This is a genomic window from Caulobacter sp. FV2ps19, assembly GCF_058681035.1.
Window position 1 is genome coordinate 1,759,971 of sequence record NZ_CM178729.1, and the last position, 24,184, is coordinate 1,784,154.

21 protein-coding genes are annotated in these 24,184 nt (G+C 68.1%); 7 read left to right on the forward strand and 14 right to left on the reverse strand.

What is annotated here, in order from left to right; genetic code table 11:
- Nucleotides 1–33 precede the first annotated feature (33 nt).
- The gene (locus ACW18B_RS08405; protein ID WP_492051119.1) at nt 34–720 is read left to right on the forward strand and encodes a YceI family protein; all 687 of its coding nucleotides are present in this window, start codon (nt 34–36) and stop codon (nt 718–720) included.
- Here the strand turns inward: ACW18B_RS08405 and ACW18B_RS08410 are convergent.
- The 10 genes from ACW18B_RS08410 to ACW18B_RS08455 all read right to left on the reverse strand — a co-directional run bounded on the left by ACW18B_RS08410 (nt 717) and on the right by ACW18B_RS08455 (nt 11,287).
- Nucleotides 717–2,993 (reverse strand): hypothetical protein, encoded by a 2,277-nt coding sequence (locus tag ACW18B_RS08410; RefSeq protein WP_492051121.1) that lies wholly within the window; start codon nt 2,991–2,993, stop codon nt 717–719. The two genes, ACW18B_RS08405 and ACW18B_RS08410, sit on opposite strands and share 4 nt — an antisense overlap.
- 81 nt (nt 2,994–3,074) lie before the next feature.
- On the reverse strand, nt 3,075–3,767 hold the full coding sequence (locus ACW18B_RS08415; protein WP_492051122.1) for a TetR family transcriptional regulator: 693 nt from the start codon (nt 3,765–3,767) through the stop codon (nt 3,075–3,077).
- On the reverse strand, nt 3,764–4,951 hold the full coding sequence (locus ACW18B_RS08420; protein ID WP_492051124.1) for a urate hydroxylase PuuD: 1,188 nt from the start codon (nt 4,949–4,951) through the stop codon (nt 3,764–3,766). Before ACW18B_RS08420 ends, ACW18B_RS08415 begins: the two co-directional genes overlap by 4 nt.
- Nucleotides 4,951–5,475 carry a 2-oxo-4-hydroxy-4-carboxy-5-ureidoimidazoline decarboxylase gene (gene uraD, locus ACW18B_RS08425; RefSeq protein ID WP_492051126.1) on the reverse strand — a complete coding sequence of 175 codons (525 nt, stop codon included), beginning with the start codon at nt 5,473–5,475 and terminating at the stop codon, nt 4,951–4,953. Before uraD ends, ACW18B_RS08420 begins: the two co-directional genes overlap by 1 nt.
- 151 nt (nt 5,476–5,626) lie before the next feature.
- Nucleotides 5,627–6,544: an allantoinase PuuE gene (gene puuE / locus ACW18B_RS08430; RefSeq protein ID WP_492051128.1), complete on the reverse strand. Its 918-nt coding sequence runs from the start codon at nt 6,542–6,544 to the stop codon at nt 5,627–5,629.
- Nucleotides 6,545–6,710: 166 nt separating this feature from the next.
- A complete protein-coding gene (locus ACW18B_RS08435) occupies nt 6,711–7,994 on the reverse strand; it encodes a pyridoxal-phosphate-dependent aminotransferase family protein (protein ID WP_492051130.1) in 1,284 nt (427 codons plus the stop codon).
- A 37-nt stretch (nt 7,995–8,031) separates the two neighbouring features.
- On the reverse strand, nt 8,032–9,315 hold the full coding sequence (locus ACW18B_RS08440) for an allantoate amidohydrolase (protein ID WP_492051132.1): 1,284 nt from the start codon (nt 9,313–9,315) through the stop codon (nt 8,032–8,034).
- A gap of 193 nt (nt 9,316–9,508) precedes the next feature.
- On the reverse strand, nt 9,509–10,231 hold the full coding sequence (locus ACW18B_RS08445; RefSeq protein ID WP_492051134.1) for an anti-sigma factor: 723 nt from the start codon (nt 10,229–10,231) through the stop codon (nt 9,509–9,511).
- Nucleotides 10,228–10,782: a sigma-70 family RNA polymerase sigma factor gene (locus ACW18B_RS08450; protein ID WP_492051136.1), complete on the reverse strand. Its 555-nt coding sequence runs from the start codon at nt 10,780–10,782 to the stop codon at nt 10,228–10,230. Before ACW18B_RS08450 ends, ACW18B_RS08445 begins: the two co-directional genes overlap by 4 nt.
- 103 nt (nt 10,783–10,885) lie before the next feature.
- Nucleotides 10,886–11,287, reverse strand: coding sequence for a DUF2177 family protein (locus tag ACW18B_RS08455; RefSeq protein WP_492051138.1), 402 nt, complete (start codon nt 11,285–11,287; stop codon nt 10,886–10,888).
- A 138-nt stretch (nt 11,288–11,425) separates the two neighbouring features.
- Here ACW18B_RS08455 and ACW18B_RS08460 point away from each other — a divergent pair, with 138 nt between their 5' ends.
- Both ACW18B_RS08460 and ACW18B_RS08465 read left to right on the forward strand, forming a co-directional pair.
- Entirely contained in the window at nt 11,426–12,763 is a 1,338-nt protein-coding gene (locus ACW18B_RS08460) for an NAD(P)/FAD-dependent oxidoreductase (RefSeq protein WP_492051139.1), read from the forward strand.
- A complete protein-coding gene (locus ACW18B_RS08465) occupies nt 12,760–13,515 on the forward strand; it encodes a DUF1365 domain-containing protein (RefSeq protein ID WP_492051141.1) in 756 nt (251 codons plus the stop codon). Before ACW18B_RS08460 ends, ACW18B_RS08465 begins: the two co-directional genes overlap by 4 nt.
- Here ACW18B_RS08465 and ACW18B_RS08470 read toward each other — a convergent pair.
- Nucleotides 13,512–14,639, reverse strand: a complete 1,128-nt coding sequence (locus ACW18B_RS08470; RefSeq protein ID WP_492051143.1) for a hypothetical protein — start codon at nt 14,637–14,639, stop codon at nt 13,512–13,514. The two genes, ACW18B_RS08465 and ACW18B_RS08470, sit on opposite strands and share 4 nt — an antisense overlap.
- A gap of 129 nt (nt 14,640–14,768) precedes the next feature.
- Nucleotides 14,769–16,304 carry a methylenetetrahydrofolate--tRNA-(uracil(54)-C(5))-methyltransferase (FADH(2)-oxidizing) TrmFO gene (gene trmFO, locus ACW18B_RS08475; RefSeq protein ID WP_492051145.1) on the reverse strand — a complete coding sequence of 512 codons (1,536 nt, stop codon included), beginning with the start codon at nt 16,302–16,304 and terminating at the stop codon, nt 14,769–14,771.
- A gap of 139 nt (nt 16,305–16,443) precedes the next feature.
- On the opposite strand from trmFO, the gene ACW18B_RS08480 reads away from it, so the two are divergent.
- The 3 genes from ACW18B_RS08480 (at nt 16,444) to ACW18B_RS08490 (ending at nt 19,219) form a co-directional block, all read left to right on the forward strand.
- On the forward strand, nt 16,444–17,397 hold the full coding sequence (locus ACW18B_RS08480) for a hypothetical protein (RefSeq protein ID WP_492051147.1): 954 nt from the start codon (nt 16,444–16,446) through the stop codon (nt 17,395–17,397).
- Nucleotides 17,398–17,542: 145 nt separating this feature from the next.
- A complete protein-coding gene (locus ACW18B_RS08485) occupies nt 17,543–18,343 on the forward strand; it encodes a hypothetical protein (RefSeq protein ID WP_492051148.1) in 801 nt (266 codons plus the stop codon).
- Nucleotides 18,344–19,219 (forward strand): hypothetical protein, encoded by an 876-nt coding sequence (locus ACW18B_RS08490; RefSeq protein WP_492051150.1) that lies wholly within the window; start codon nt 18,344–18,346, stop codon nt 19,217–19,219.
- 159 nt (nt 19,220–19,378) lie between these two features.
- Here ACW18B_RS08490 and ACW18B_RS08495 read toward each other — a convergent pair whose 3' ends face one another.
- Complete coding sequence (locus ACW18B_RS08495; RefSeq protein ID WP_492051151.1) at nt 19,379–19,993, reverse strand: glutathione S-transferase family protein; 615 nt, start codon at nt 19,991–19,993, stop codon at nt 19,379–19,381.
- 171 nt (nt 19,994–20,164) lie between these two features.
- On the opposite strand from ACW18B_RS08495, the gene ACW18B_RS08500 reads away from it, so the two are divergent.
- Entirely contained in the window at nt 20,165–21,094 is a 930-nt protein-coding gene (locus ACW18B_RS08500) for a hypothetical protein (protein WP_492051152.1), read from the forward strand.
- Nucleotides 21,095–21,129: 35 nt separating this feature from the next.
- On the opposite strand, the gene uvrA is transcribed toward ACW18B_RS08500, so the two are convergent.
- The gene (gene uvrA / locus ACW18B_RS08505; protein ID WP_492051154.1) at nt 21,130–24,042 is read right to left on the reverse strand and encodes an excinuclease ABC subunit UvrA; all 2,913 of its coding nucleotides are present in this window, start codon (nt 24,040–24,042) and stop codon (nt 21,130–21,132) included.
- Nucleotides 24,043–24,184: the final 142 nt, after the last annotated feature.

Sequence of the window (24,184 nt, forward strand, 5' to 3'; positions counted from 1 at the left end):
GTCCTTGAAAGAGCGCCACCGGAGGGAAACGCCATGAACAAGATGATCGTCGCTGCGGCGCTGTTGAGCGTGGCCGGCTGCTCGCCGGCTGCAGAGGTCAAGAAGGCCCCGCCGCCGCCGCCTGCGGCCGCCGCGCCCGCGCTGGTCAATGTACCCGCCGGCGCCTACACCCTGGACAAGTCGCACGCCTCGCTGGTGTTCAAGCTCAGCCATCTGGGCTTTTCGAACTACACGGCGGCCTTTGCCGATTTCGACGCCAGGCTGACCTTCGACCCGGCCAAGCCGGAGGCCAGCGTGGTTGAGGTCACCATCGACCCCCGCTCGCTGACCCTGCCCAGTCCGCCGGCCGGCTTTCAGGCCGAGTTGACGGGGCCGCAGTGGCTGGACGCCAGGCAATATTCGGCGATCACCTTCAAATCGACCAAGGTTGAGGTGACGGGGCCCGACACCGCCAGCATCACCGGCGACCTCAGCCTGCACGGGGTGACCAAGCCGGTGGTGCTGCAGGCCAAGTTCAACGGCGGCTATGCGGGGCATCCGATGGATCCGCACGCCCGCATCGGCTTCTCGGCGACCGGAACGTTCAACCGTTCCGACTTTGGCATGGCCTACGGCGTCCCCGCGCCCGGCACGACCCTGGGCGTCGGCGACGCGGTGACCGTGGCGATCGAGGCCGAGTTCAGCGGCCCGCCGCTGGCGGCCGCGCCGCCGGCTTCTTAGGACGCCAAATCGCCGACCACGATCCCGCGTCCGTCGGTTCCGACATAGACGCGGCCGAACACCCGCTGGTCGGCGGCCAGGCAACGGAAGCGACGGCCGTATTCGTGGCGGCCGTCGTTGATCCGCGTCCACGACCGGCCCTCGTCGTCCGAGCGCCAGATGGCGCGCAGATCGCCGCGCCGGCCGATGGCGTATAGCGCCGGATGGCTGCGGCCGGGCGGCGGGGCGCCCAGCGCCAGGACCTCAACGACCACATCGCTTCCGACCTTGTCGAAGCGTGTTCCACCGTCACGCGACCGGTACAGGCCGTGTTTCGAGACGAACCACAGCGCGCCCGCCGGACCGGGAACCGCCTGCAAGGGCCAGGCGTCCTCGCGCCAGGTTTTATGGTCGGCCGAGATGTCGGGCAGGCCGTGCGTCGGGCGCGGGGCGAAGCTGGCGCCGCCGTCCTGGCTGACCAACAGCGCGCCGGTGGCGAAGTTCAACGCGTAGAACCGCTTGGGGTCGGCGCGGTCGGGCACGGGGCGCGCCCCGGACGGCAGACCCCGGCAGAGCGTCCAGGTCGCGCCGCGATCGCGGGTGATCTGGGGCGTGGCGGTCATCACCATGAAGGTCCCGCCGTCGGCGCTGACGACGATCGCGGCGTCGTCGTGCGGATCCTTGCCGCGCCGACCCGGCCCGATCGGCGGTGAGGCGTCGGGAAGGCGCGGCGCGACCAGGGGTTTCCAGGTGCGTCCATGGTCGGCGGACCAGGCCAGGGTCGGGCCGCCTTCGCGCTGATGCGGCGTGCCGCTGCGGACCACGATGTTCGGGGCCAGGCCGGCATAGTCGATGGTGTTGGTGTTGCCGAACACCGGCGTGGTGAACTGGATGCTGGGCGAAACGTCGAGGTCGTCGTGGACGAAGCCGGAGATGTCGCCGAAACCGCTGAGCAGCGAGGGGCCTTCGGGCAGGCTGGTCAGGGTGATGATCGCCGTCTGCTCGATCCCCTCCACCCACGGAAACCAGGTGTTGGATTGTCCGGCCGAGACCTTGGAGAATTCCCGCGTCGCATAGATGGTCGCGCCGGTCGTGTAGCAGGCGAACTCACTGTCGAACGGATCGATGGCCAGGCCTGCCATCCACCAGCCCAGGTCGGCTTCGGGCTTGCCCCAATGGAGGAACGGCGTGGCCGAGACATCGCGATGGGCGGTGGTTTCGAGACTGGTCCAATGCGCGCCGGCGTCGGTCGAGCGCCAGACGGTGTCGCGGGGGCTCCAGCGGTTGAGGCTGGTCACGGCCACGACGTCCGGCCGCTGGCGATCGACGCTGACGCCCATGAAGCCGCCGCCGCGCTCGGCCTGGGGCTTGACCGGGGTGATGTCGGTCCAGGCGTTGGTCGCGGTGTCGAGCCGCCAGACCGCGCCGTCGGTTACGCCGTTGGGGCCTATGCCGTTACTGTAGGTGACGTACAGCCGCCCCTCGCCATCGAGCTCGGCCTTGCAGGGGAGGAGCGCGTGCGGGGCGGGGATGGGGGCCCAGCTCTGACCGGCGTCATCTGAGCGCCACAGGCGATGCGGGGCCGGATCGGCGACGCCGACGAACAGGGTGCGCGAGCTGTGGCCAGGCGTGCCGCTGCGCGGATCGAAGACCACGAACGACACCCCGCCATGGGTCGGTTGCGGATAGGCGTTCAGGCCCAGGCCGGGCAGGGGAAAGCCGGCGACCGTCTTCCAGGTCGCGCCGCGATCGGTGCTGCGCTGCAGGCCGTCATGGCGTGAACCGAAATAGAGGATGCGGGTGTCGTGAGGGTCGACGGCCAGTCGCTCGCCCAGCCCCCGGCCGTCCTCGTTGCCGCCCATGCGGAAGGGGACGTCGAACACCGACCAGTCCGTGCCGCGATTGTCCGAGCGCAGGATCGCCGCCGGGGCGCTTCGGCCCATGCCGCAAGCCAAATAGACGACATCGGCGTTGACCGGATCGGGCGCGACGCTCTCCACGCCCTGCCAGCTTCCGTTGGCCTGGTTGTCGAGCAGGGGGATCCAGCGTTCGGCCTCTGCCTCCCAGCGATAGGCGCCGCCCATGTCGGAGCGCAGATAGGCCAGGCCCTTCTCGACCCGGCTGAACACCACGCTGGGAATGAAGCCGCCGCCACCGACCTTCACATTGCGCCAGCGATAGGGCGCGCCAGCCGCCCTGGCGGGCGCGGGGGAGAGGACGGTCGCCGGCAGGGCCGCCAACGTCACGCCGGTCAGACCCTTCAACGTCGCGCGACGGGATAGCGGAAAGGACATGCGAACTCTCTTGTGGGATGGAGCTTGGTAGCGCTCCCATAAGGTCGCACGGCGCCCGCCCTCGGCGCCAGCCCATTTATCCTATGATTGGGTCTTGTCGGCGCCCGCCGTCAGATAACCCTGCATCAGGGCCAGGGCATGAGCCAGTCGCGCGCGGCGCCAGGCGGTGGTGGTCATGTCGGTGTCCAGGGTGGCTGACAGCGAATAGCCGTTGGCCAGGTGGAAACGGCTCATGGCCGCCATGGTCACGTAGATCTGCACCGGGTCGAGGTCCGGGCCGAACAGGCCCTGGCGCTGGCCGCTGTCGATCAGTCGCTCGATGGTGCGGCGCAGGGGGAAGGCGGTCTCGGTGACGACGCGCGACTGGGCCGCGAACTTGCCGTGCATCAGGTTCTCGTTGCGCAGAAGGCCCTCGAACTTCGGGTTCTTCTCGAAGTAGTCGAAGGTGAAGCGCTGCAGCTCCAGCAGGCCCTCCAGCGGCTTGTCGACATCGATCTTCAGCTCGGCCTCGCGGGCCCGCAGGTCCACATAGGCCGACTCCAGAACGGCCATGTAGAGGCCCTTCTTGTCGCCGAAATAGTGGTAGAGCATGCGGATATTGCACTTGGCGGCCTTGACGATCCGCTCGATGCGGGCCCCGGCGAAGCCGGCCTGCGAGAACTCCTTCAGCGCGGCGGCCATGATCGCCTTGCGGGTGCGCTCGGGGTCGCGCTTGCGCGGCGCGGGCCGGGTTTCGGTCTCGGAGGCGGCAGACAGCACGAGGGCGTCGGTCACGGGATCTTGGCTCCCTGTTTGATCCAGGCGCCCAGTTGGGCGCGCTCCTCATCGGTCATGCTGGTCTCGTTGCCAAGGGGCATAGAGTCGGTGGCCACCGCGCGCTCATAGATTTTCGGCGCATAGGTCTGGATATGGGCAGGGGTGTCGAAGCTCGCGCCCAGCGGCGGGGCAGGAATGCCCGCATGGGTCGGCGAGGCGCTGTGGCACATCACGCAGTGCTTGTTGACGATGGCCTGGGCGGTGGTGAAGGGCACGGGCGACATCGCTGCGGCGTCGGTCTTGGGCTTGCCGCTGGCGATCACGCTGACGGCGAAGATCAGCATCGCGCCATAGAACAGGAAGTCGTGGCGGATGGTCCCATGGTGCTTGAGGACGAAGAAATAGCGGATCGACACCCCGCCGGCGCTGATCATCGCCAGCAGCAGCCAGGCCAGCGGATGGCCGGTGACCATGGCGTAGTGGTTGCTGATCATGATGAAGATGACCGGCAGGGTCATGTGGGTGTTGTGCACCGAGCGCTGCTTGCCCATCGCCCCCAGGCGCGGATCCACGGGCCGTCCGGCCAGCATGTCGGCGACGATCTTGCGCTGGTTGGGGATGATGATCAGGAACACGTTGCCGACCATGCAGGTGCCGATGATCGCCCCCACATGGATAAAGGCGCCCCGGTCGGTGAACAGCTGGGTCAGCACCCAGGTCGCCGCCGTCAGGGTCAGGAACCAGACGATCCCAAACGCGCGCGGCCGCTGGCCCAGGGGCGAGCGGCACAGGGCCTCATAGACCAGCAGGCCGCCGAAGATGAAGGCCAGCCCGGTAGCGATGGCCTGCGGCTGCGTGAAGGCGTGCTTGGCCGCATCGATCAGATAGATCGGCGCCTGGACGTAGTAGAGCACGGTCAGCAGCCCGAAGCCCGACAGCCAGGTCGTGTAGGCCTCCCATTTGAACCAGTGCAGGTGGTCGGGCATGTGGGCCGGGGCCGTCATGTACTTCTGCGAGTGATAGAAGCCGCCGCCGTGCACGGCCCACAGCTCGCCCTTCACGCCCTCTTTGGGCGGGTGCGGTTCGCGCAGATTGTTGTCCAGCCAGACGAAATAGAACGACGCCCCGATCCAGGCGACGCCGGCGATCACATGCAGCCAGCGAAGGCAGAGGCCGGCCCAGGCGGCGAAATCATAGTCCATCAGGCGCTCACTGCGTCGAGAAGGCGTAGTCGGGAGATGTGGCCGATCTGGGCGATCGCCTCGGCGATCTCGGCGGCGTCATCGTTGGCCAGCCGCGCCTGCATGGCCGCCAGGATCGAGGTCTTGTCGTTCAGCCGCACGGCGATGATGAACGGGAAGCCGAACCGCGCGGCATAGGCGGCGTTCAGCTGATGGAAGCGCTCGAACTCTTCCGGCGTCAGGGTGTCGAGGCCGGCGCTGGCCTGTTCGGCGGTGCTCTCGGCGGTCAGGGTCTTGGCGATGGCGGCCTTGCCGGCCAGTTCGGGGTGGGCGCGGATCAGGGCCAGCTTGTCGGCGGTGGTCGAGGCGTCCAGCACCTTCATCATCGCCGCGTGCATCTGCTCGATGCTGGTGAACGGCCGTGCGTCCCAAGCGCGCTCCACCACCCAGGGCGACAGCTCGAAGGCAAAGCCCAGGGCGGTGGTGAAGCCGGTCTGGTTCATGCTGTTGAGCAGTTTCAGCGACAGGGGCGGGGCTGAGCTCATGTTTTGATCTCCCCAATTTCCGTCATCCCGCGCCTTGTGCGCGGGACCCATTTGTCCGTCGCAGGTGCAGGGATGATCTCGCTCTCACGTGGAAGCTGAACCATGGGTCCCGCGCACAAGGCGCGGGATGACGGGGAAATCGCGGAAGCGATCATGTCGCTTTCCCCCCATACGGATGCGTCGCCAGCCAGTGCCGGGCGATGTCGATGCGCCGCGCCACCCAGACCTTGTCGTGGCGCATCACGTGTTCGAGGAAGCGCTTGAGGCCCTGGATCCGGCCGGGCTTGCCGACCACGCGGCAGTGCAGGCCGATGCTCATCATCTTGGGCGCCGTGTCGCCCTCGGCATATAGGGCGTCAAAGGCGTCGCGCAGATAGGTGAAGAAGTGCTCGCCGGTGTTGAAGCCCTGGGCCGCGGTGAAGCGCATGTCATTGGCGTCCAGCGTATAGGGCACGATCAGCTGCGGGCGGCCGTGCTGGTCGTCATAATAGGGCAGGTCGTCGGCATAGCTGTCGGCGTCATAGACAAAGCCGCCTTCCTCGCTGATCAGCCGCGCGGTGTTGGGGCTGGTGCGGCCCTGGTACCAGCCCAGCGGCCGCTGGCCGGTCAGGCGGGCCTGAATCTCGATGGCCTTCTGGATGTGCTCCAGCTCCTGGTCGGGCGTGAAGTGCTGATAGTCGATCCAGCGATAGCCGTGGCTGGCGATCTCCCAGCCGGACTCCATCATCGCCTCGACCGCGTCGGGATGGCGCTCCATGGCCTGGGCGACGCCGAACACCGTCAGGGGCAAGCCCAGCTCGTCGAACAGCCGCCGGATGCGCCAGAACCCGGCGCGGGAGCCGTATTCGTAGAGGCTCTCCATCGACATGTGGCGCATGCCCTCGATGGGCTGCGCGCCGACCATCTCCGACAGGAAGAACTCGCTGACGGGGTCGCCATGCAGCACGGAACGCTCGGCGCCTTCCTCGTAGTTGAGGACGAACTGCACCGCGATGCGGGCGCCGTTGGGCCAGGCGGCGTGCGGCGGGGCGGCGCCGTAGCCGATGAGATCGCGGGGGTAGGGCGTCATCTCATCTGCCCCCTACGGGGGCGGACGACCGCCCCCGGGTCGCGCGAAGCGCGCGCCCGAGGACAGGCTCCGCGGTCAGGTGGGGGCGAGTGGTCGCCACGACTGGCCCCCTCCGCGCCTGCGGCGCTCCTCCCCCGTAGGGGGAAGATGAAGCTTGCCCCGCCCATCACGAAAACATCCCCGCCGCCGCATCCACGCCCGCCCCCGGCGTCGTCGAGAAGCCTTCCCACCGCAGCACCGCCTCCAGCGCGGCCAGGGTGGTGAGCACCGCGTGCTTGCGGGCATTGACCCCCATCGCCCCGATCCGCCAGATCTTGCCGGTCAGGGGACCAAAGGCGGTGCCGATCTCGATCTCGAACTCGGTGCGCATGCGGGCGCGCACGCGGTCGCCGTCGACGCCGGCCGGGATCCAGACGCCCGTGACGTTGGTCATCTTGTAGGCCTTGTCGCCATAGACCTGCAGGCCCATCGCCTCGACGCCCGCGACCACGGCCGCGCCGGCCGAGGCGTGGCGGGCGAAGCGATTCTGCAGGCCTTCCTCCAGCGTCACGCGAGCGCATTCACGGGCGGCGTACAGCATGCTGGCCGCCTCGGTGTGGTGGTTCAGGCGCTTGTCGGACCAGTAGTCCATGATCATCGCCAGGTCGAAATAGTTCGACGCGATACGGTGGCCATGGCCGGACGCCGTGCTGGCCGTGGCGATGCCGCGCTCCACATGCCTGCGGCCGGCGATGTGGTGGGCGGCGCGGTCGCTGATGGTGATCGGGGCCGAGCCGGAGGGACCGCCCAGGCACTTTTGCAGACCGGCGGTGACGATGTCGGCCTGCCAGGCGTCGACGGGGCAGGGCATGCCCGCCAGCGTTGCCGTGGCGTCGACATACAACAGGGCGTCATGGCGGCGGCAGATCTCGCCGATCGCCCCGAGCGGCTGGGCCATGGTGGTGGAGGTGTCGCCATGCACGCAGGCCACCAGGCGCGGCTTGACGCGGGCCACCGCGTCCTCGACGGCCTGCGGGTCGATGACCTGGCCCCATTCGCCCTCGACCAGGGTGACCTTGGCGCCGCAGCGCTCGGCGATCTCGGACAGCAGCAGGCCAAAGCGGCCGGCGTTGAGCACCACCACGTCATCGCCCGGCGCCAGGACCGACACCAGGGCCGCCTCGATGCCGGCGCGCGAGGTGCCGTCGACTAGGAAGGTCCAGTGGTTCTGGGTCTGGAAGACCTGGCGGTACAGGGCCATGGTCTCGTTCATATAGCCCGTGAACTCCGGGTCGAACTGGCCCAGCAGCTGCACGGACATGGCCCGCAGCACGCGCGGATGCACATTGATCGGGCCGGGGCCCATCAGCAGGCGGGGCGGGTGGTCGAGTTCTTTGAAGGTTTCGGTCATATCGTTGTCTTGGGTCCGGGGAGCGCCGTGCGTCCTTCGAGGCTCACCTTCGGTTCGCACCTCAGGATGAGGTAGGTTGGTGGCTGCATTGATTTCCTCATCCTGAGGCGCCGCGTAGCGGCCTCGAAGGACGCAAGGGGATGGCCGCCAGCTTCTCAACAAACCCCAGCATCGCCCGCGCCGCCAGGGCGCAGTCGGCCTGCGTCACGGACTCGGCCGGGTTGTGGCTGATCCCGCCTTCGCAGCGGATGAACAGCATGGCGGTGGGGCACAGGGCCGCCATCACCATGGCGTCGTGGCCTGCGCCGCTGGGCAGGCGGCGGGCGGGCGGGCCCAGATCGCCGACGGCGGCTTCCAGCAGGGCGGTGAGGCCGGGATCGCAGGGGCTCTCGTCCAGGGTCTGCATCAGGGTGACCGAGGCGGTCAGGCCGCGCCGGGCGGCGATGGCGTGGATTTCGGCGGTGACGGCCGAGGCGGCGGCGTCGCGCGTGGCCGAGGTCTCGGCGCGGATGTCCATCGAGAACTCGACCGCGCCGGGAATGACGTTGAAGGCGCCGGGCAGGGCGGTCATGCGGCCGACGGTGCCGACCAGATTGTCGGTCCCCGCCGCGCAGATCCGCTCCAGGGCCAGCATGGCCTCGGCGGCGGCAGGCCCCGGATCCTTGCGCAGACTCATCGGCGTCGTGCCCGCATGGCCGGCCATGCCGGTGAAGCGCACCATCAGCCGCTTCTGGGCGGCGATGGCGGTGACCACGCCCAGGGCCAGGCCCTCGGCTTCGAGCACGGGCCCCTGCTCGATATGAGCTTCCAGAAAGGCGAGGATGTCGGCGGGCCGGCGGACCGCCTCGGTGATCCTGGCCGGGTTCAGGCCGAAGGTGGTGAAGGCGTCGGCCAGGCTCACCCCGTCGGCGTCGACCATGTCGAGCACGGCGGCTGGATCCAGCGTCCCGGCGATGGCGCGGCTGCAGCTCATCGAGGCCGAGAAGCGCGAGCCCTCCTCGTCGCCGAAGGCGATGACCTCGAGCGCGAAGGGCAGGCGACGGCCGGCGTCGCGCTGGGCCTCGACCACGTCGATGCCCAGCATGATCCCCAGCGGACCGTCATAGCGTCCGCCGTTGCGGACGCTGTCGATGTGCGAGCCGATCAGCAGGGCGGGTGCGCCGGGCGCGTCGCCCTCGTAGCGGCCGACCAGACTGCCGGCGGCGTCGACGCGCACGGCCATGCCGGCCTCGATCATCCAGACCGTGAGTTGCTCGAGGGCGGCGGCGTGGGCCGGGGTGAGGAAACGACGCGTCAGCTGGCCGTCGACCTCGCTATAGGGCGGTCGCCCCAGCAGGTCGCAGCGGGCCTTGGCCCTCGCGCCGATCTCCAACTCGCTCACCCCGTCCTGGCTCCGATCGCGTCCCCGCCGCCCCTGGCCGCCTTGATAGCAGGCTGCGCTGTGGCGCGGGGGGTTCCAGGCCCTGGCGCGACCGGATCGGTCCGCCAATGCCTCGACATGCGCCAGCCCCAGCGGCCGGCGCCCGCGAATAAGTCATAAACCACTTACTTAGCGCGGGCGAGGGGCCGTCGGCTCAGCTCTTCACGAACTTGCCGATCGCCCGCACCGAACCGGTGGCCACGCCCGTCGGGGCGCCGCCGGGCGGTTCGTCGGTGATGGCCAGGACGGCGGTATAGGTCGCCGCGCCATGCAGGCCGGCGGGCAGGGCGATCTGGATCGGCGTATCGGTGGGGATCACCCCCAGCGAGATGGCCTTCTGTCCCTCGGGAATGATCCACAGTTCCGGCTCGCGTCCCGCCGGCATCGTCATCGCCACGGGGGTCAGGATCAGCTTGTCGGCGCCATGGTCCAGGGTGGCGATCAGGGCCGGCTGCTTGGAGCCCGGGTCGTTGATCAGCGCGACTTCTGCGGGCGCCGGGGCGGCGGGCGCGACCACGGGCGGCGGGGCCGGACGCGGGCTCAGCACCAGCACGGCGAGGCTGGCGGCGGCCAGGGCCAGGGCGCCGGCCGAGACGCCGCGCCAGACGCCGGTGTTGTTCCACAGGGTGGGCTTGCTGACGTCGCCGATCAGGTTGGCGATGCGCGGCCACAGGCCGGCCGACGGCTCGACCGGGCGGAGGTCGGCGATCAGCGGCGTCAGATGGGTTTCCCACCACTGCACGGCGCGGGCGAAGGCGGGTTCGGCGGCGATGCGGGCCTTGACCTGGGCGCGCTCGTCGGCGTCCAGCACGCCCAGCACATATTCGCCGGCCAGGGGACGCTCGTCTTCGGTCATCGGGGGCGCGGCGTCGGTCATGCTTCGAGACACGCGCGAAGGCTGATCAGGCTGCGCCGGATCCAGCTTTTCATCGTGCCCAGCGGCACGCCGATCATCTGGGCCAAGGCGTCATAGGTGACGCCTTCGAAGAAGGCGGTGCGCACCGCGCCGGCGTGCTTGGGGTCCAGCTGATCGATACAGCCGTTGAGGCGCAGGCGCTCCTCGTCGGTCTCGACCACGCTCGAGGCCAGGGGCGCGGAGTCGGCGAGGGATTCGGCCTCCTCGACGCCGGCCATCACCCGACCGCCGCGCGCGCGCAGCTTGTCGATCGAGCGGTTGCGCGCCATGGCGACCAGCCAGGTGATCGGGCTGGCCTTTTCCGGATCAAAGCGGTCGGCCTTGTTCCAGACGTTGAGATAGACATCCTGCAACACGTCTTCCGCCTCCTCGCGGTCATTCAAGATACGGAGGCAGACCCCAAACAGTTTCGCCGAGGTGTGGCGGTACACATATTTGAGGGCGTCGGAGTCCCGGTTGGCGACCCGGGCGATGGCGCGCGAAAGCAAGGCGCGGTTCGTGTCGGCATCCATCGATCAGGCGTTCCCGCGGTGCATTGTCGCGCAACGGTGACATGGGGACTTGGCTGAGGCAATGGGCTGGCGGGGGCGCTGCGGACTGTCCGCTTCCGCCGCCCTACCTCACCGCCCGCAACGCCGCGAAGCCCGCCGAGGCGGCGACGGTGGTCAGGAACGTGCCCCAGGCCATGTCGACCAGGGTGATGGTCGTCGACCAGGTCTTCAGCGTCGCCTGGTTGGTCAGGTCATAGGTGGCGTAGGCGCAGAAGCCGAACACGGCGGCGTTGAACAGCAGGCGGCTCCAGCTGTTCTCGCGGTCGGCCGGCAGCACGGCCAGCAGCATCACCCCGGCCAGATAGATCACATAGAAGGCCGCGGCCGGGGCCAAAGCGGCGGTGTCGGCCATCAGCTCGCCGATGCGCGGCCGATAAAGGCGCGGGGCCATCAGGGTCAGCCAGACCAGATCCAGGACCAGCATGACGCCGCCCGTCGCCAGAAACCCAAAAACGATCCGTTTCATCCCGCCGCTCCCTGTTGCGCGTTAGACTATACGCGTGAGCGGGCTTTTCGGATGCGGACGCGTCCAAATCCCCCCGTGCACCGTAGTTGAGACATCAAGCGTCGCCGTGACGCGCCCGAGGGGATCGCCTTTTTGTCCGTGTCTCGCCCAACGCCCCGCCTGAGCATCGCCGTGATCGGATCCGGCATCGCCGGCCTGTCGGCCGCCTGGCTTCTGTCAAAGCAACACGACGTCACCCTGTACGAAGCCGACGACCGGCTGGGCGGTCACGCCAACACGGTGCGGGTCGAGGGGGTGGCGGTCGACACCGGGTTCATCGTCTACAACGAGCCCAACTATCCCAACCTGGTGGCGCTGTTTGAGCATCTGGGCGTCGAGACGGTGGACAGCGACATGTCGTTCGGCGTCTCGCTGGACGATGGCGCGCTGGAATACAGCAGCAACAACCTGCTGGCCCAGAAGCGCAACGCCTTGAACCCGCGCTTCCTGAAGATGCTGCTGGACGTCACCCGCTTCTACAAGACCGGGACCCGCGACATAGCCGATCTGGAGAAGGGCGGGCTGTGCCGGCTGGACGACTATCTGCGCCAGCAGGGTTTCGGCCAGGCCTTTGCCGAAGATCACCTGCTGCCGCAGGCCGCCGCCATCTGGTCGGCCTCGATGCGCGACATCCGCGAATTCCCCGCCGCCGCCCTGCTGCGGTTCTTCGACAACCATGGCCTGATGCTGCCGATCGACAAGCGTCCGATCTGGCGCACGGTGGTGGGCGGCAGCCAGGCCTATGTGTCGCGGCTGGCGTCCGATTTCGACGGCGAGATCCTGGCCGGCCGGCCCGTGCGCCAGATCGTACGGACCGCCGACGGCGTTTCGGTCGAGGACATGACCGGCCAGACCCGCCGCTTCGACCAGGTGGTGATCGGCGCCCATGCCGACCAGGCGCTGCGCATGCTGGCCGCCCCGACCGCCCAGGAGACCGAAGTGCTGGGCGCCTTCCGCTACAGCCGCAACCGCGCGGTGCTGCACCGGGACAAGGCCCTGATGCCCAAACGCCCCGCCGCCTGGGCCAGCTGGAACCATGTGGGCCGCCGGGCCGAGGGCGGCGAGGGCGGGGTGACCTACTGGATGAACAGGCTCCAGCCGCTGGACACCAACGCCCCGTTCTTCCTGTCGCTGAACCCGCAGGCCTCGCCGCGCGCCCAGGCGGTGCTGCACGATCAGGTCTATGAGCATCCGCTGTTCGACGGCCCGGCCATGCTGGCCCAGCGCCGGCTATGGTCGTTGCAGGGCCGCGACCGGGTGTGGTTCTGCGGGGCCTATTTCGGCTCGGGCTTTCATGAGGACGGTCTGCAGGCTGGTCTGGCCGTGGCCGAGCAGTTGGGCGGCGGCCTGCGGCCCTGGCTGACTCCCGATCCCTCCGGCCGGATCTTCGTGGACGCCGCGCCCGCGCCCGACGAGGCGCTTGAGCTGGTGGCGTGACCTGGGGCTCAACGCTGTATGATGGGGCGGTGGTCCATGAGCGGGCGCGGCCCAAGCGTCACCGGCTGCGCTATCGCCTCTTCATGCTGCTGCTGGATCTGGACGAGCTGGAGGCGCTGGACAAGCGCTTGAAGCTGTTCTCGCTGAACCGCTTCAACCTGCTGTCGCTGGCCGACCGCGACCATGTCGTGGACGGGAGCGGCTCGATCCGCGAGTCGGTGCTGGCCAAGCTGGCGGCCCATGACATCCGGCTGGACGATCCCGGCATCGCCCTGCTGTGCATGCCCCGGGTGCTGGGTCATGGCTTCAATCCGCTCAGCGTCTATTTCTGTCGCGAGCGGCAGGGGCCCCTGGGGGCGATCGTCTATGCGGTGCGCAACACCTTTGGCCAGCGCCACGACTATGTGCTGCCGGTGCGGCGCGAGCGCGACGGCTGGGTGGAGCAGGGCTGCGACAAGGCCTTCCACGTCTCGCCGTTCATGCCGATGGATCTGCGCTACGCTTTCGAGGTGGCGGCCCCGGCCGAGACGGTCCATGTCGGAGTCGATGTGTTCGACACTCAGGGTCTGGTGATGACCACCAGTTTCCATGGCGAGCGGCGCGAGCTGACCGACGCAGCCCTGCTTCGCGCCGTGCTGGGCCATCCCTGGCAGGTCATCGGGGTGATGGCCGCCATCGTCTGGGAGGCGCTGAAGCTGGCCCTGAAGGGCCTGCGCCTCTATCCCGATCCGCGCGCTGCCCGGAAGGCCTAGCGCCCGCCGCGCGTCAGGGCGCGGTACTCGACCAGACGTTCCTTGTCGCGCCGCACCTGGTCGGCGACGGCGTTGTCGACGTCCAGCGAGGCGTAGCGGACCCAGTTCTCGACCCCCAGCTTGTCCTGCACGGCCGAGGTCGGGGTCTGCCAGCGGAAATAGGACAAGAAGGTCACCGCGCAGCCGATGATCACGGCCAGGGCCTGCAGACCGCGGAAGGCCGCCTGATGGCCCTGCGGCGCGGGCGCGACCAGGAACGCGCCCAGCCAGACCAGCAGCACCAGCGGCGTCATGAAGCGCGAGAACCAGCGCATCCAGTAGCGTTCGCGGCGCACGCGCCACAGCTCCATCTGCACGTACTTTTCCAGATATTCCATGCGCGCGCCCAGCCACATGGTCAGGCGGGTCAGGTACAGGGCGCGCTGGCCCCAGCCCTTGCCGTCCTGCTGGTATTCGGTCTCGGCCTGGTCGGCCATGGCCCGGCCGCTGGTGAACAGGTTCTGCAGCTCGCGGGTGCGCTGCACCACCGAGCGCGACAGCTGGTAGGAGTCGTTTTCCAGCTTGAAGCGGTACTGGGTGAACAGGATGGCCTGCGACGCCCAATAGAGACCAAACACCGCCAGCATCGCGGCGGCGGCCAGGGCGGCGCCGTAGAGCTCCGAGCCCGTCCAGCGGCTGAACCAGATCGGCCCCAGCAGGGCCAGGACCGCCAGGCCGATCAGGGCCAGGGTCTGGCTGACCCGCTTGATGATGACGTGGACCCGCAGGGCGTCGAAAATCCCGCGGCCATAGGCGTAGATGTCGCCGCGGATGTCGGCGTCGTTGGGAAACCGCTCCTCGATCTGGCGGGCGTACAGCACGTGGAAGCGGTCGGGCTTGCCGTCGGTTTCCCAGAACGGAAAGATGTCCAGCGGCTGGTTGAAATACTCGTCGATATGGGCCGAGACCTTCTCGGTGGCGGCGGGGTCGTGCGAGAAATATTCGCTGTCCTGGATCGGCGTCAGGATGCCGTCAGGCGCCCGATAGGGGCCCGAGCGGAGCGGCGGCGTCGCCGAGGGCGCCGTGCGGTTTGGCAGATCAGCGGCCCCGGGCGGCGGCGCCGGTTGGTGTTCGTGGTCAGACATGCCCGTCAAACGCTCCCAGACCCAAGCTCGACCTTAGGGCAAGCGCGCCCCTGGGCCGATGGTCTTCACGCCAGAGGCGAAGACCAGGCTCAGCTATCGCTGTTAACCGAACCCATGGGCAAGTGAAGATTAGGACAGCTCGGCCTGGCTGGCCTCCAGCCAGGCGTCCAGATCGGCCAGGGCCCGCACGCTCATCAGCCGCTTCTTGGCCCGGCCGCGTTCCTTCAGCGGGATCTTCACGCCGTCTTCGCCGGTCTTGGGGGTCTCCATCGGCGGCAGCAGGCCATAATTGATGTTCATCGGCTGGAAGCTGGTCTTGCCCGGCTCGACCGCGCCTTCGATGTGGCCGCCGGTGACATGGTCGACCAGGGCTCCAAGCGCGGTGGTGGCGGGCGGGGCGTCAAGCGTCCGGCCCAGGCGCTCGGCGGCGGCGAAGCGGCCGGCCAGCAGGCCGGTGGCGGCGCTTTCGACATAGCCCTCGACCCCAGTCATCTGGCCGGCGAAGCGCAGGCGGGGCGCGACCTTCATGCGCAGATTGCGGTCCAGCAGGCGCGGACTGTTGATGAAGGTGTTGCGGTGCAGGCCGCCCAGCCGGGCGAACTGGGCCTCTTCCAGGCCCGGGATCATCCGGAACACCTCGGCTTGGGCGCCGTGCTTCAGCTTGGTCTGGAAGCCGACCATGTTCCACAGCGTGCCCAGGGCGTTGTCCTGGCGCAGCTGGACAATGGCGTAGGCCTTGACCAGCGGATCGCGCGGATTGGTCAGGCCCACCGGCTTCATCGGGCCATGGCGCAGGGTCTCGCGGCCCCGCTCGGCCATCACCTCGATCGGCAGGCAGCCGTCGAAATAGGGGACGTGCTCCCACTCCTTGAACTCGGCCTTGGGCCCGGTGATCAGGGCGTCGACGAAGGCCTCGTACTGGGCCTTGTCCATGGGCAGGTTGATGTAGGCCGCCGCGTCGCCGCCGGGGCCTTCCTTGTCGTAGCGCGACTGGCGCCAGGCGACGTCCATATTGATCGACTCAAGATGGATGATCGGGGCGATGGCGTCGAAGAAGCTCAGCTGGCCCTCGCCCGACAGGTCCAGGATCGCGTCGGCCAGGGCCGGCGAGGTGAGGGGGCCGGTGGCGACGACCACGCTGTCCCAATCTTCGGGCGGCAGGCCGGCGATTTCCTCACGCACGATGGTCACCAGCGGGTGGGCCTCAAGGCGGCGGGTGACCTCGGCGGAGAAGCCGTCGCGATCGACGGCCAGGGCCCCGCCGGCGGGCACTTGGTGCTGGTCGGCGGCCGACAGGATCACGCTGTCGCAGCGGCGCATCTCGGCGTGCAGCAGGCCCACGGCGTTGAACTGCCAGTCGTCCGAGCGGAACGAGTTGGAGCAGACCATCTCGGCCAAGCCGTCGGTGTGGTGCGCCTCGGTGCGGATCTTTTTTGTTTGCCCTAGCGCTTCGCTGCTTGAGGGCGTTCCCGTCTGCCCTACCGCTTCGCTGATCGAGGGCGTTCCCGTCTGCCCTACCGCTTCGCTGCTTGAGGGCTCGTCGCGCCGCATTTCATGGAGGATCACCGGCACACCGGCCTGGGCGATCTGCCAGGCGGCTTCGGAACCGGCGAGGCCGCCGCCTATGACGTGGATGGGGGCGAGCGAGGAGGTCTTGGTGTTCATGGCGCTCTCATAACCCCGCCGGGCGCGTCGGGAAACCTCGCGCGCACGCCTCAGGGGCGCCCCCTTGGCGAGGTCGGCCGAAGGTGTAGGGTCCGCCCATCGCTGAACGCCGTTATCACGGCAGGCAAAGGTGGGGACCATGGCTAAACTATCGGTGACGAGCACGGCGACGGCGGGTCTTGGGCTGATCGCCCGCAAGCCGTGGGCCGTGGCGATCTGGGGGCTGGCGCTGCTGGTGCTGCTGCTGATCCCGTTGCTGGCCCTGATGAGCCAGATGCTGCCGATCATGCAGGACTTTATCCAGATGGCCAAAACCCAGGGCCAGGCCGGCGATGAGATGTCTCCGGCCATGTTCCAGAAGATCATGGCCCTGCAGTCCGGCGTGATCGGCGTGCAACTGATCAGCTGGTTCTGGTCGGCCGGGGTCAAGGCGGTGATCTGCGCGGCGGTGTTCCGCGCCGTGCTCAACCCGGGCCAGAGCGCGTTCGGCTATCTGCGGCTGGGGGGGCAGGAGCTGTGGCTGGCCCTGCTGTTTCTGGTGCAGGCCGTGCTGGCGATGATCGTCTTGGCCCTGGGGATACTGCTGGCGGGTCTGCTGGCGGCGCTGCTGTTCGTGATCGCCGGCAAGGTCGGGGGCGGGGGCGAGATCGCGATCCGGATCCTTGCCGTGATCCCGATCGTGGCCTTGCCCGTCACCCTGATCTGGGTGGCCCTGCGCCTATCGATGGCCGGGCCGATGACCTTCGCCGACAGGACCTTCCGGCTGTTCGAGTCCTGGAGCCTGACGAAGGGCAAGGCCTGGGCCCTGCTGGGCGTCGCGGCCCTGGTCGTGGTTCTCGTGGTCCTGATCGAGCTGCTGGTCGAGGGGGTGAGCTTCGGGGCGCTGTTCCTGCTGGGCGGTCCCCATCTGGCCCGGGCCAATCCCGAGCAGGTCCTGGCGCTGTTCGAAAAGTCGCCGATGGTGCTGCTGCAGATGTTCTGGCCGTGGATCGCCGGTTTCAGCCTGATCTGGTCTGTCGTGGCGGCGATCGTGTTCACGGTGCTCTGCGCGCCCTGGGCGGCGGCCTACAAGGCCCTGACCTCGGAGCGCTGAGCGGGCCGCGGCGTGGCGGCAACGCCGGCGGGAAATTCGTCGGGACACGGCCGTGACGCGTCGCCAAGCCCGGGGTCGGCGTCGTAGCCTGTCGGTCCATCGGCGTGACTCGCGCCGAAACGACTTTGAACCAAGGGGAGCCAGCATGACCGATGGACCGGTCGCGATCGGCGCGACCGTTCGCGCGGGCGTTTCAGGCCTGGCGCCGTCGGTGCGCGCCTGCTGGGCGGCGCTGCTGGCCGCTGTGCTGATCAGTGCGGTCTCCCAAAGCCTGCCGCTGGGCGCCCGCGGCCTGGCGATCCCGCTGGAGCTGACGGCCGTGATCATCGCCTGGGGCGCGCTGTATCGCCGCGCCTTTGGCCGTCCGTCGGGACTGGCCGGCCTGCGCTGGGGCCAGGACGAGTGGCGGCTGCTCGGCGCCCAGGCGCTGATCGCCGTGGTGTTCATTGTGGTGGGAACGGTGCTGGCCACGGTGGTCGGCGCGATCGCTCTGGGCGTGGCGCGGGCCAATGCGCCGGATTTCGACGCCACCTCGGCTCAGGCCTGGCGCGTCGCCATGGCCCATTCGGGTCCCGGCGCGATCGTCGCCGGCGCCGCGCCGCTGCTGGGCCTGGCCCTGCTGGTCTGGCTGGGCGCGCGGCTGTCCCTGGCGGCGGCGGCCACGGTGGAGCAGGGGGGGATCAAGGTGCTGAGCGCCTTTCCGCTGACGCGCGGCGTGGTTCTGCCCATCCTGGGGGCGGGGTTGGTGCTGGCGGCGCCGGTGGCGGGGCTGGCGGCGCTGTCCAGCCTGGTCGCCCGTTGGGGTGGAGCGAACCTCCAGCTTTCCCTGGCCGTTCTGGGCGCGATCTTCGCCTATGGCTATCTGGCGCCGGTGTGGACCGGGGCCCTGGTTTATGTGTACCGACGCCGACATATGCTGGCGGCGTCGCCTTTGCGGGATGTCTAGATGACCTTGCTTTCACCCGCCGCCGCCGCGTTCGAAGGCCTGCGGATCATGCGCCGCCATCCCGTCGCCGTGCTGGCCTGGGCCGGATTTTCGCTGGTCATGCTGCCGCTGCTGGGGCTGCTGGCCAAGCTGGTGCTGGGCGAGCAGGACCGGGCCAATCTGGCCCTGCGCTCGTCGTCGGCCGACCCGCGCGAGATCCTCGACTTCGTCTCGCAACTGGGCGGGGTGATGGTGCTGCTGATCCTGCTGGCCCTGGTGCTGGGCGCCATCCTGTCGGCGGCGATCATGCGCTCGGTGCTGCGGCCGCAGGAGCGCCGCTGGGCCTATCTGCGCATCGGCCGTGAGGACCTGCGGCTGCTGGTGGTGGCCCTGATCCACTGGGCGGCCGCCCTGATGGTGGCGGTGATCCCGGGCGGCGTCGTCGCCCTGGGCACGGCGCTGCTGGGCGAGTCCCCGGCCGCCGGCTGGTTCGGCTTTCTAGGCGGGTTGACGGTGATCGGCCTGTCGACCTGGGTGGCTGTGCGCCTGTCGCTGCTGGCGCCCCACGCCTTCATGAGCGGACACATCGACCCGCGCGCCGCCTGGCTGCTGACCCATGGCCAGTTCCTGCGGCTGCTGGGAATGATCGTCATCGTCATCGTCACCTGCCTGATCGTCTCGATCGTGGGTACGACGATCTCCAGCATCGTCGGCGCGATCATCGCCGGCGGACTGGAAGACCCCATCGCCGGCGGAGCGGCCGCCAGCCATCCGCGTCTGATCCTGGCCCTGCTGGCCAATCTGCTGCTGGCGCCGGTGTTCCTGACCTTGCAAGCGGTGATCGTCACAGCGGCCCCGGCGGCGGCGTTCGGGCAGCTGATCAAGGCTGAAGGTTAGGCCGCCTAAAGATTGAAGTCCTATAATCTTGTCATCCCGGAAGCCTCGCAGAGGCTCTCCGGGACCCAGGGGCCGGCGCATTGCGTTTGCCCTGGGTCCCGGCGCTCCGCTTCGTTGCGGCCGGGATGACAAGCTATTTGAGCTTGAACTTGAGGAAACCTACGCCGCCGCGCTGGGCCGCGACCCGACCCGCTCGCGCCAGGCGGTCAGGTGCGGGGTGTCGGCGGGAGCCTCCAGCCCGATGAAACCGCCGAAGTCGAGCGTGGTCTGGGCCACGATGTCGGCGATCGAATAGGTCTCGCCGGCGATGAACGACCGGCCGTCGGCCAGTTCGCGGTCCAGCCACGTCATCGCCTTGGCCACGGTCTGGCGGTTGGATTCGCCAAAATCCTTGTGCTGGGTCAGCAGGGCGGCGGTCAGGGGATGGGCGTGGCGCCAGAACATGCCGATCGGGATCAGCAGCTGGAACTCCACCCGCCGCAGCCACATGTCGATCTGGGCCTGTTCCAGCGGCGTGGTCCCGAACATCGGCGGTTCGGGATGGAGGGCTTCAAGATAGCGACAGATCGAGACGCTCTCGCTGATCATCGTGCCGTCGTCGAGCTCCAGGGTCGGCACCTGGCCCAGGCTGTTGCGGGCCCTGTGCTCGGGCGACTTGTGCCCGCCCTGGCGCATGCCGATCCTGATCTCCGGCAGGTCGACGCCCTTCTCGGCCAGGAAGATGCGCACCCGGCGCGGATTGGGCGCGGGATTGGCTTCGCCATAGAGCTTCATCAATCGTCCTCCCGCAGCGCTATCGGCCGCTTTCAAACAGATGTTAGGATCGGGCTGCCCGGCGGACAAGCCGCATTCACCTGAAGGACGATTTTGCCGTCCGCGCCCTGTCGAAAGGGCGCAAACCTTGTTAGGCCTAGGGGGCGCTTCATCTCGTAGCCTGAGGGTTTCATGTCCAAGTTCTCCGCCTCCGACGCGGCCTTCGTCGGGTTTCGGCTGGTTCGCGAGCATCCCCGGACGATCGCGGTCTGGGCGGTGGCGATGACGGTGTTGTCGCTGATCACCAGCAGCTTGACCATCGCTGTGGCCGGTCCGCAGCTGACCGCCTTCATGGCCATGAGCGCCGAAAAGACCGCCTCGCCCGACGAGATGATGGCGGCGATGGGCGGCCTGCTGCCGCTGATGGGCGTCTCGCTGGTCTATAGCCTGGCGCTCTATTCGGTGATGCTGGCGGCCGTCAACCGCATGGTCCTGCGACCCGCCGACAGCCGCTCGGCCTATCTGCGTCTGGGCGCGGACGAACTGCGTCAGGCCGGAACGTTGGTGCTGGTCAATCTGTTCATGCTGGGCGTCTATATCGTCGCCGTTCTGGTGATGGCCGTCCTCTTGGGCGTGACCGTCGCGGCCAGCGGCGGCGGCGGCGCGATGGCCGGTTTGGTCGGCCTGATCACCTTCATCGCCGTGGCCTGCCTGATGATCTATGTGGCGGTGCGGTTGTCCTTCGCCTCGGCGATCACCTTCGACACCGGCAAGGTGTCGGTCCGCGCCTCCTGGGCCCAGACGAAGGGCCATGTCGGGTCATTGCTGGGCGCCTATCTGCTGGCCGCGGTGATGGCGGTGATCGTCTATTTCTTGATCATGACCATCGTGGCGGCCGTGGGCGCCATCGTCTCGGGCGGGATCACCGGCCTGTCGGGACTGTTCGAGCCGGACATGACCTCGCTGTCGACTTTCTTTACCCCGATCGGCATAGCCCGCGCGGTGTTTGCGGGCGTGATCTCGGTGCTGACCTCGCTGATCATGTTTTCGCCGGCGCCCACCATCTATCAGATCCTGAAAAACGGCGGCGCGTCGGAGTCGGTGGGCGGCGCCGGCATCTGATCAAAGGCCCTTCCCCCATCGAGGGGGAAGGGAGATCAGGCGCTCTTCTTTGCCTTCTTCAGCTCGGCCACCCGCGCCTTGCGGCGCTCTTCGTGGCGGTCCAGCACGTCCTTCAGATAGCGCCCGGTCCACGAGGCCTCGACCTTGGCCACGTCCTGGGGCGAGCCCACGGCGACGATCTCGCCGCCGCCGTCGCCGCCTTCAGGACCAAAGTCCAGCAGCCAGTCGGCGGTCTTCACCACATCCAGATTGTGCTCGATGACCACCACGGTATTGCCCTGGTCGACCAGCTCATGCAGCACGTCCAAGAGCTTCTTGGTGTCCTCGAAGTGCAGGCCGGTGGTGGGCTCATCGAGGATGTAGAGCGTGCGGCCGGTGGCGCGCTTTGACAGTTCCTTGGACAGTTTCACGCGCTGGGCCTCGCCGCCCGACAGGGTGGTGGCCGACTGGCCGACCTTCACATAGGTCAGGCCCACGCGCTTCAGCGTCTCCATCTTGTCGCGGATCGGCGGCACGGCCTTGAAGAAGTCGGCGGCCTCTTCCACCGTCATGTCCAGCACGTCGGCGATGGTCTTGCCCTTGAACAGCACCTCAAGGGTTTCGCGATTGTAGCGCTTGCCCTTGCAGACGTCGCAGGTGACGTAGACGTCGGGCAGGAAGTGCATCTCGATCTTGATCAGGCCGTCGCCCTGGCAGGCCTCGCAGCGGCCGCCCTTGACGTTGAAGCTGAACCGGCCGGGGCCATAGCCGCGCACCTTGCTTTCCGGCAGTTGGGCGAACCAGTCGCGGATCGGGCCAAAGGCGCCGGTATAGGTGGCCGGGTTCGAACGCGGGGTGCGGCCGATGGGCGACTGGTCGATATCGATGACCTTGTCGAAATTCTCCAGCCCCTCGATCCGCTCATGCTGGGCCGGGGCGTCGCTGGCGTTGTTCAGGCGACGGGCGGCGGCCTTGTAGAGGGTCTCGATCGTGAAGGTCGACTTGCCGCCACCGGAAACCCCGGTGATGCAGGTAAAGGTCCCGACGGGGATCTCGCCGGTGACGTTTTTCAGGTTGTTGCCGGTGGCGCCGATGACCCGCAGCATCTTCTTCCTGTTGATCGGGCGGCGGTCCTCGGGCACGGCGATCTCGCGCACGCCGGTCAGGTACTGGCCGGTGATGCTGGCGGGATTGGCCATGATGTCGGCCGGCTTGCCCTCGGCGATGATCTCGCCGCCGTGCACGCCCGCCGCCGGGCCCATGTCGATCACATAGTCTGCGGTGAGGATGGCTTCTTCGTCATGCTCGACCACCAGCACCGAATTGCCCAGGTCCCGCAGGCCCTGCAGCGAGGTCAAAAGCCGGGTGTTGTCGCGCTGGTGCAGGCCGATCGACGGCTCGTCCAGCACATACAGAACGCCGGTCAGGCCCGAACCGATCTGGCTGGCCAGACGGATGCGCTGGCTCTCGCCGCCCGACAGGGTGCCCGAGCCGCGCGAGAGGTTCAGATAGTCCAGGCCCACATCGACCAGGAACCGAAGGCGATCATTGATCTCCTTCAGGATCCGCCGGGCGATCTCCATCTGCTTGTCGCTGAACTGGGCTTCCAGGCCGGCGAACCAGTCCTTGGCCGGCCGGATGGCCAGCATCGAGACTTCCGCGATGTCCATGCCGGCGATCTTCACCGCCAGGGCCTCGGGCTTCAGGCGCTTGCCGTGACAGACCTCGCAGGGGGTGTCGGACTGGTAGCGGGCCAGCTCTTCGCGCACCCACGAGGAGTCCGTCTCGCGCCAGCGGCGTTCGAGGTTTGGCATCACGCCCTCGAACGGCTTGTCGACCTCGTATTTGCGGGCGTTGTCGTCATAGACGAACTTGATCTTGGTGCCGCCCGAGCCGTGCAGCACCACATCGCGGGCGGTCTGCGGCAGCTTGTGCCACGGCTCGTCCATCGAGAAGCCGTAGTGGCGGGCCAGGGCCTGCAGGGTCTGGGTGTAGAGCGGCGAAGGCCCTTTCGCCCAGGGCGCGATGGCCCCCTTGTGCAGGGCCTTGTCCTTGTCGGGAACGACGCGGTCGGCGTCGAAGGCCAGCTTGGCGCCCAGGCCGTCGCAGGCCGGGCAAGCGCCCGCCGGATTGTTGAACGAGAACAGACGCGGCTCGATCTCGGCGATCGTGAAACCGCTGACCGGACAGGCGAAGCGTTCCGAGAACAGCAGCCGCTTGGGCTCTTTCTCGCCCTCGTCGATCGTCGCCCACTCGGCGACAGCGAGGCCATCAGCGAGACGAAGCGCCTGTTCGATGGAGTCGGCCAGGCGCTGTTCCATGTCGGGCTTGGTGACGACGCGGTCCACGACCACGTCGATGTCGTGCTTGAACTTCTTGTCGAGGGCGGGCGCGTCCTCGATCGGATAATATTCGCCGTCGATCTTCAGCCGCTGGAAGCCGGCCTTCTGCCACTCGGCGATCTCTTTCTTGTACTCGCCCTTGCGGTCGCGCACGACGGGGGCCAGCAGATAGAGGCGCGTGCCCTCGGGCAGGACGGTGATCTTGTCGACCATCTGGCTGATGGTCTGGCTCTCGATCGGCAGGCCGGTGGCCGGCGAATAGGGGATGCCGACCCGCGCCCACAGCAGGCGCATATAGTCGTGGATCTCGGTGACCGTGCCGACCGTCGAACGCGGATTGCGCGAGGTGGTCTTCTGCTCGATCGAGATGGCCGGCGACAGACCCTCGATCAGGTCGACGTCGGGCTTGCTCATCAGCTCCAGGAACTGGCGCGCATAGGCCGAAAGGCTCTCGACATAGCGCCGCTGACCCTCGGCATAGATCGTATCGAACGCCAGCGAGCTCTTGCCCGAGCCCGACAGGCCGGTCAGCACCACCAGTTCGCCGCGCGGAATGTCGACGCTGACATTCTTCAGATTGTGCTCACGCGCGCCACGCACGCGGATGAAGTTCAGTTGTTCGGCCATGTTTTCCGGAACGCTTGGGTCGCATCTGGGCGCTGCCGGGAGGATGCAACGCGACGGCTATATGTAGGGCTCGATCCGGGAATTAACACAAGAACAAGATGCGAACAAATGTCGCGGTGTTGCTGCGAGGGGTTCTGCTGAC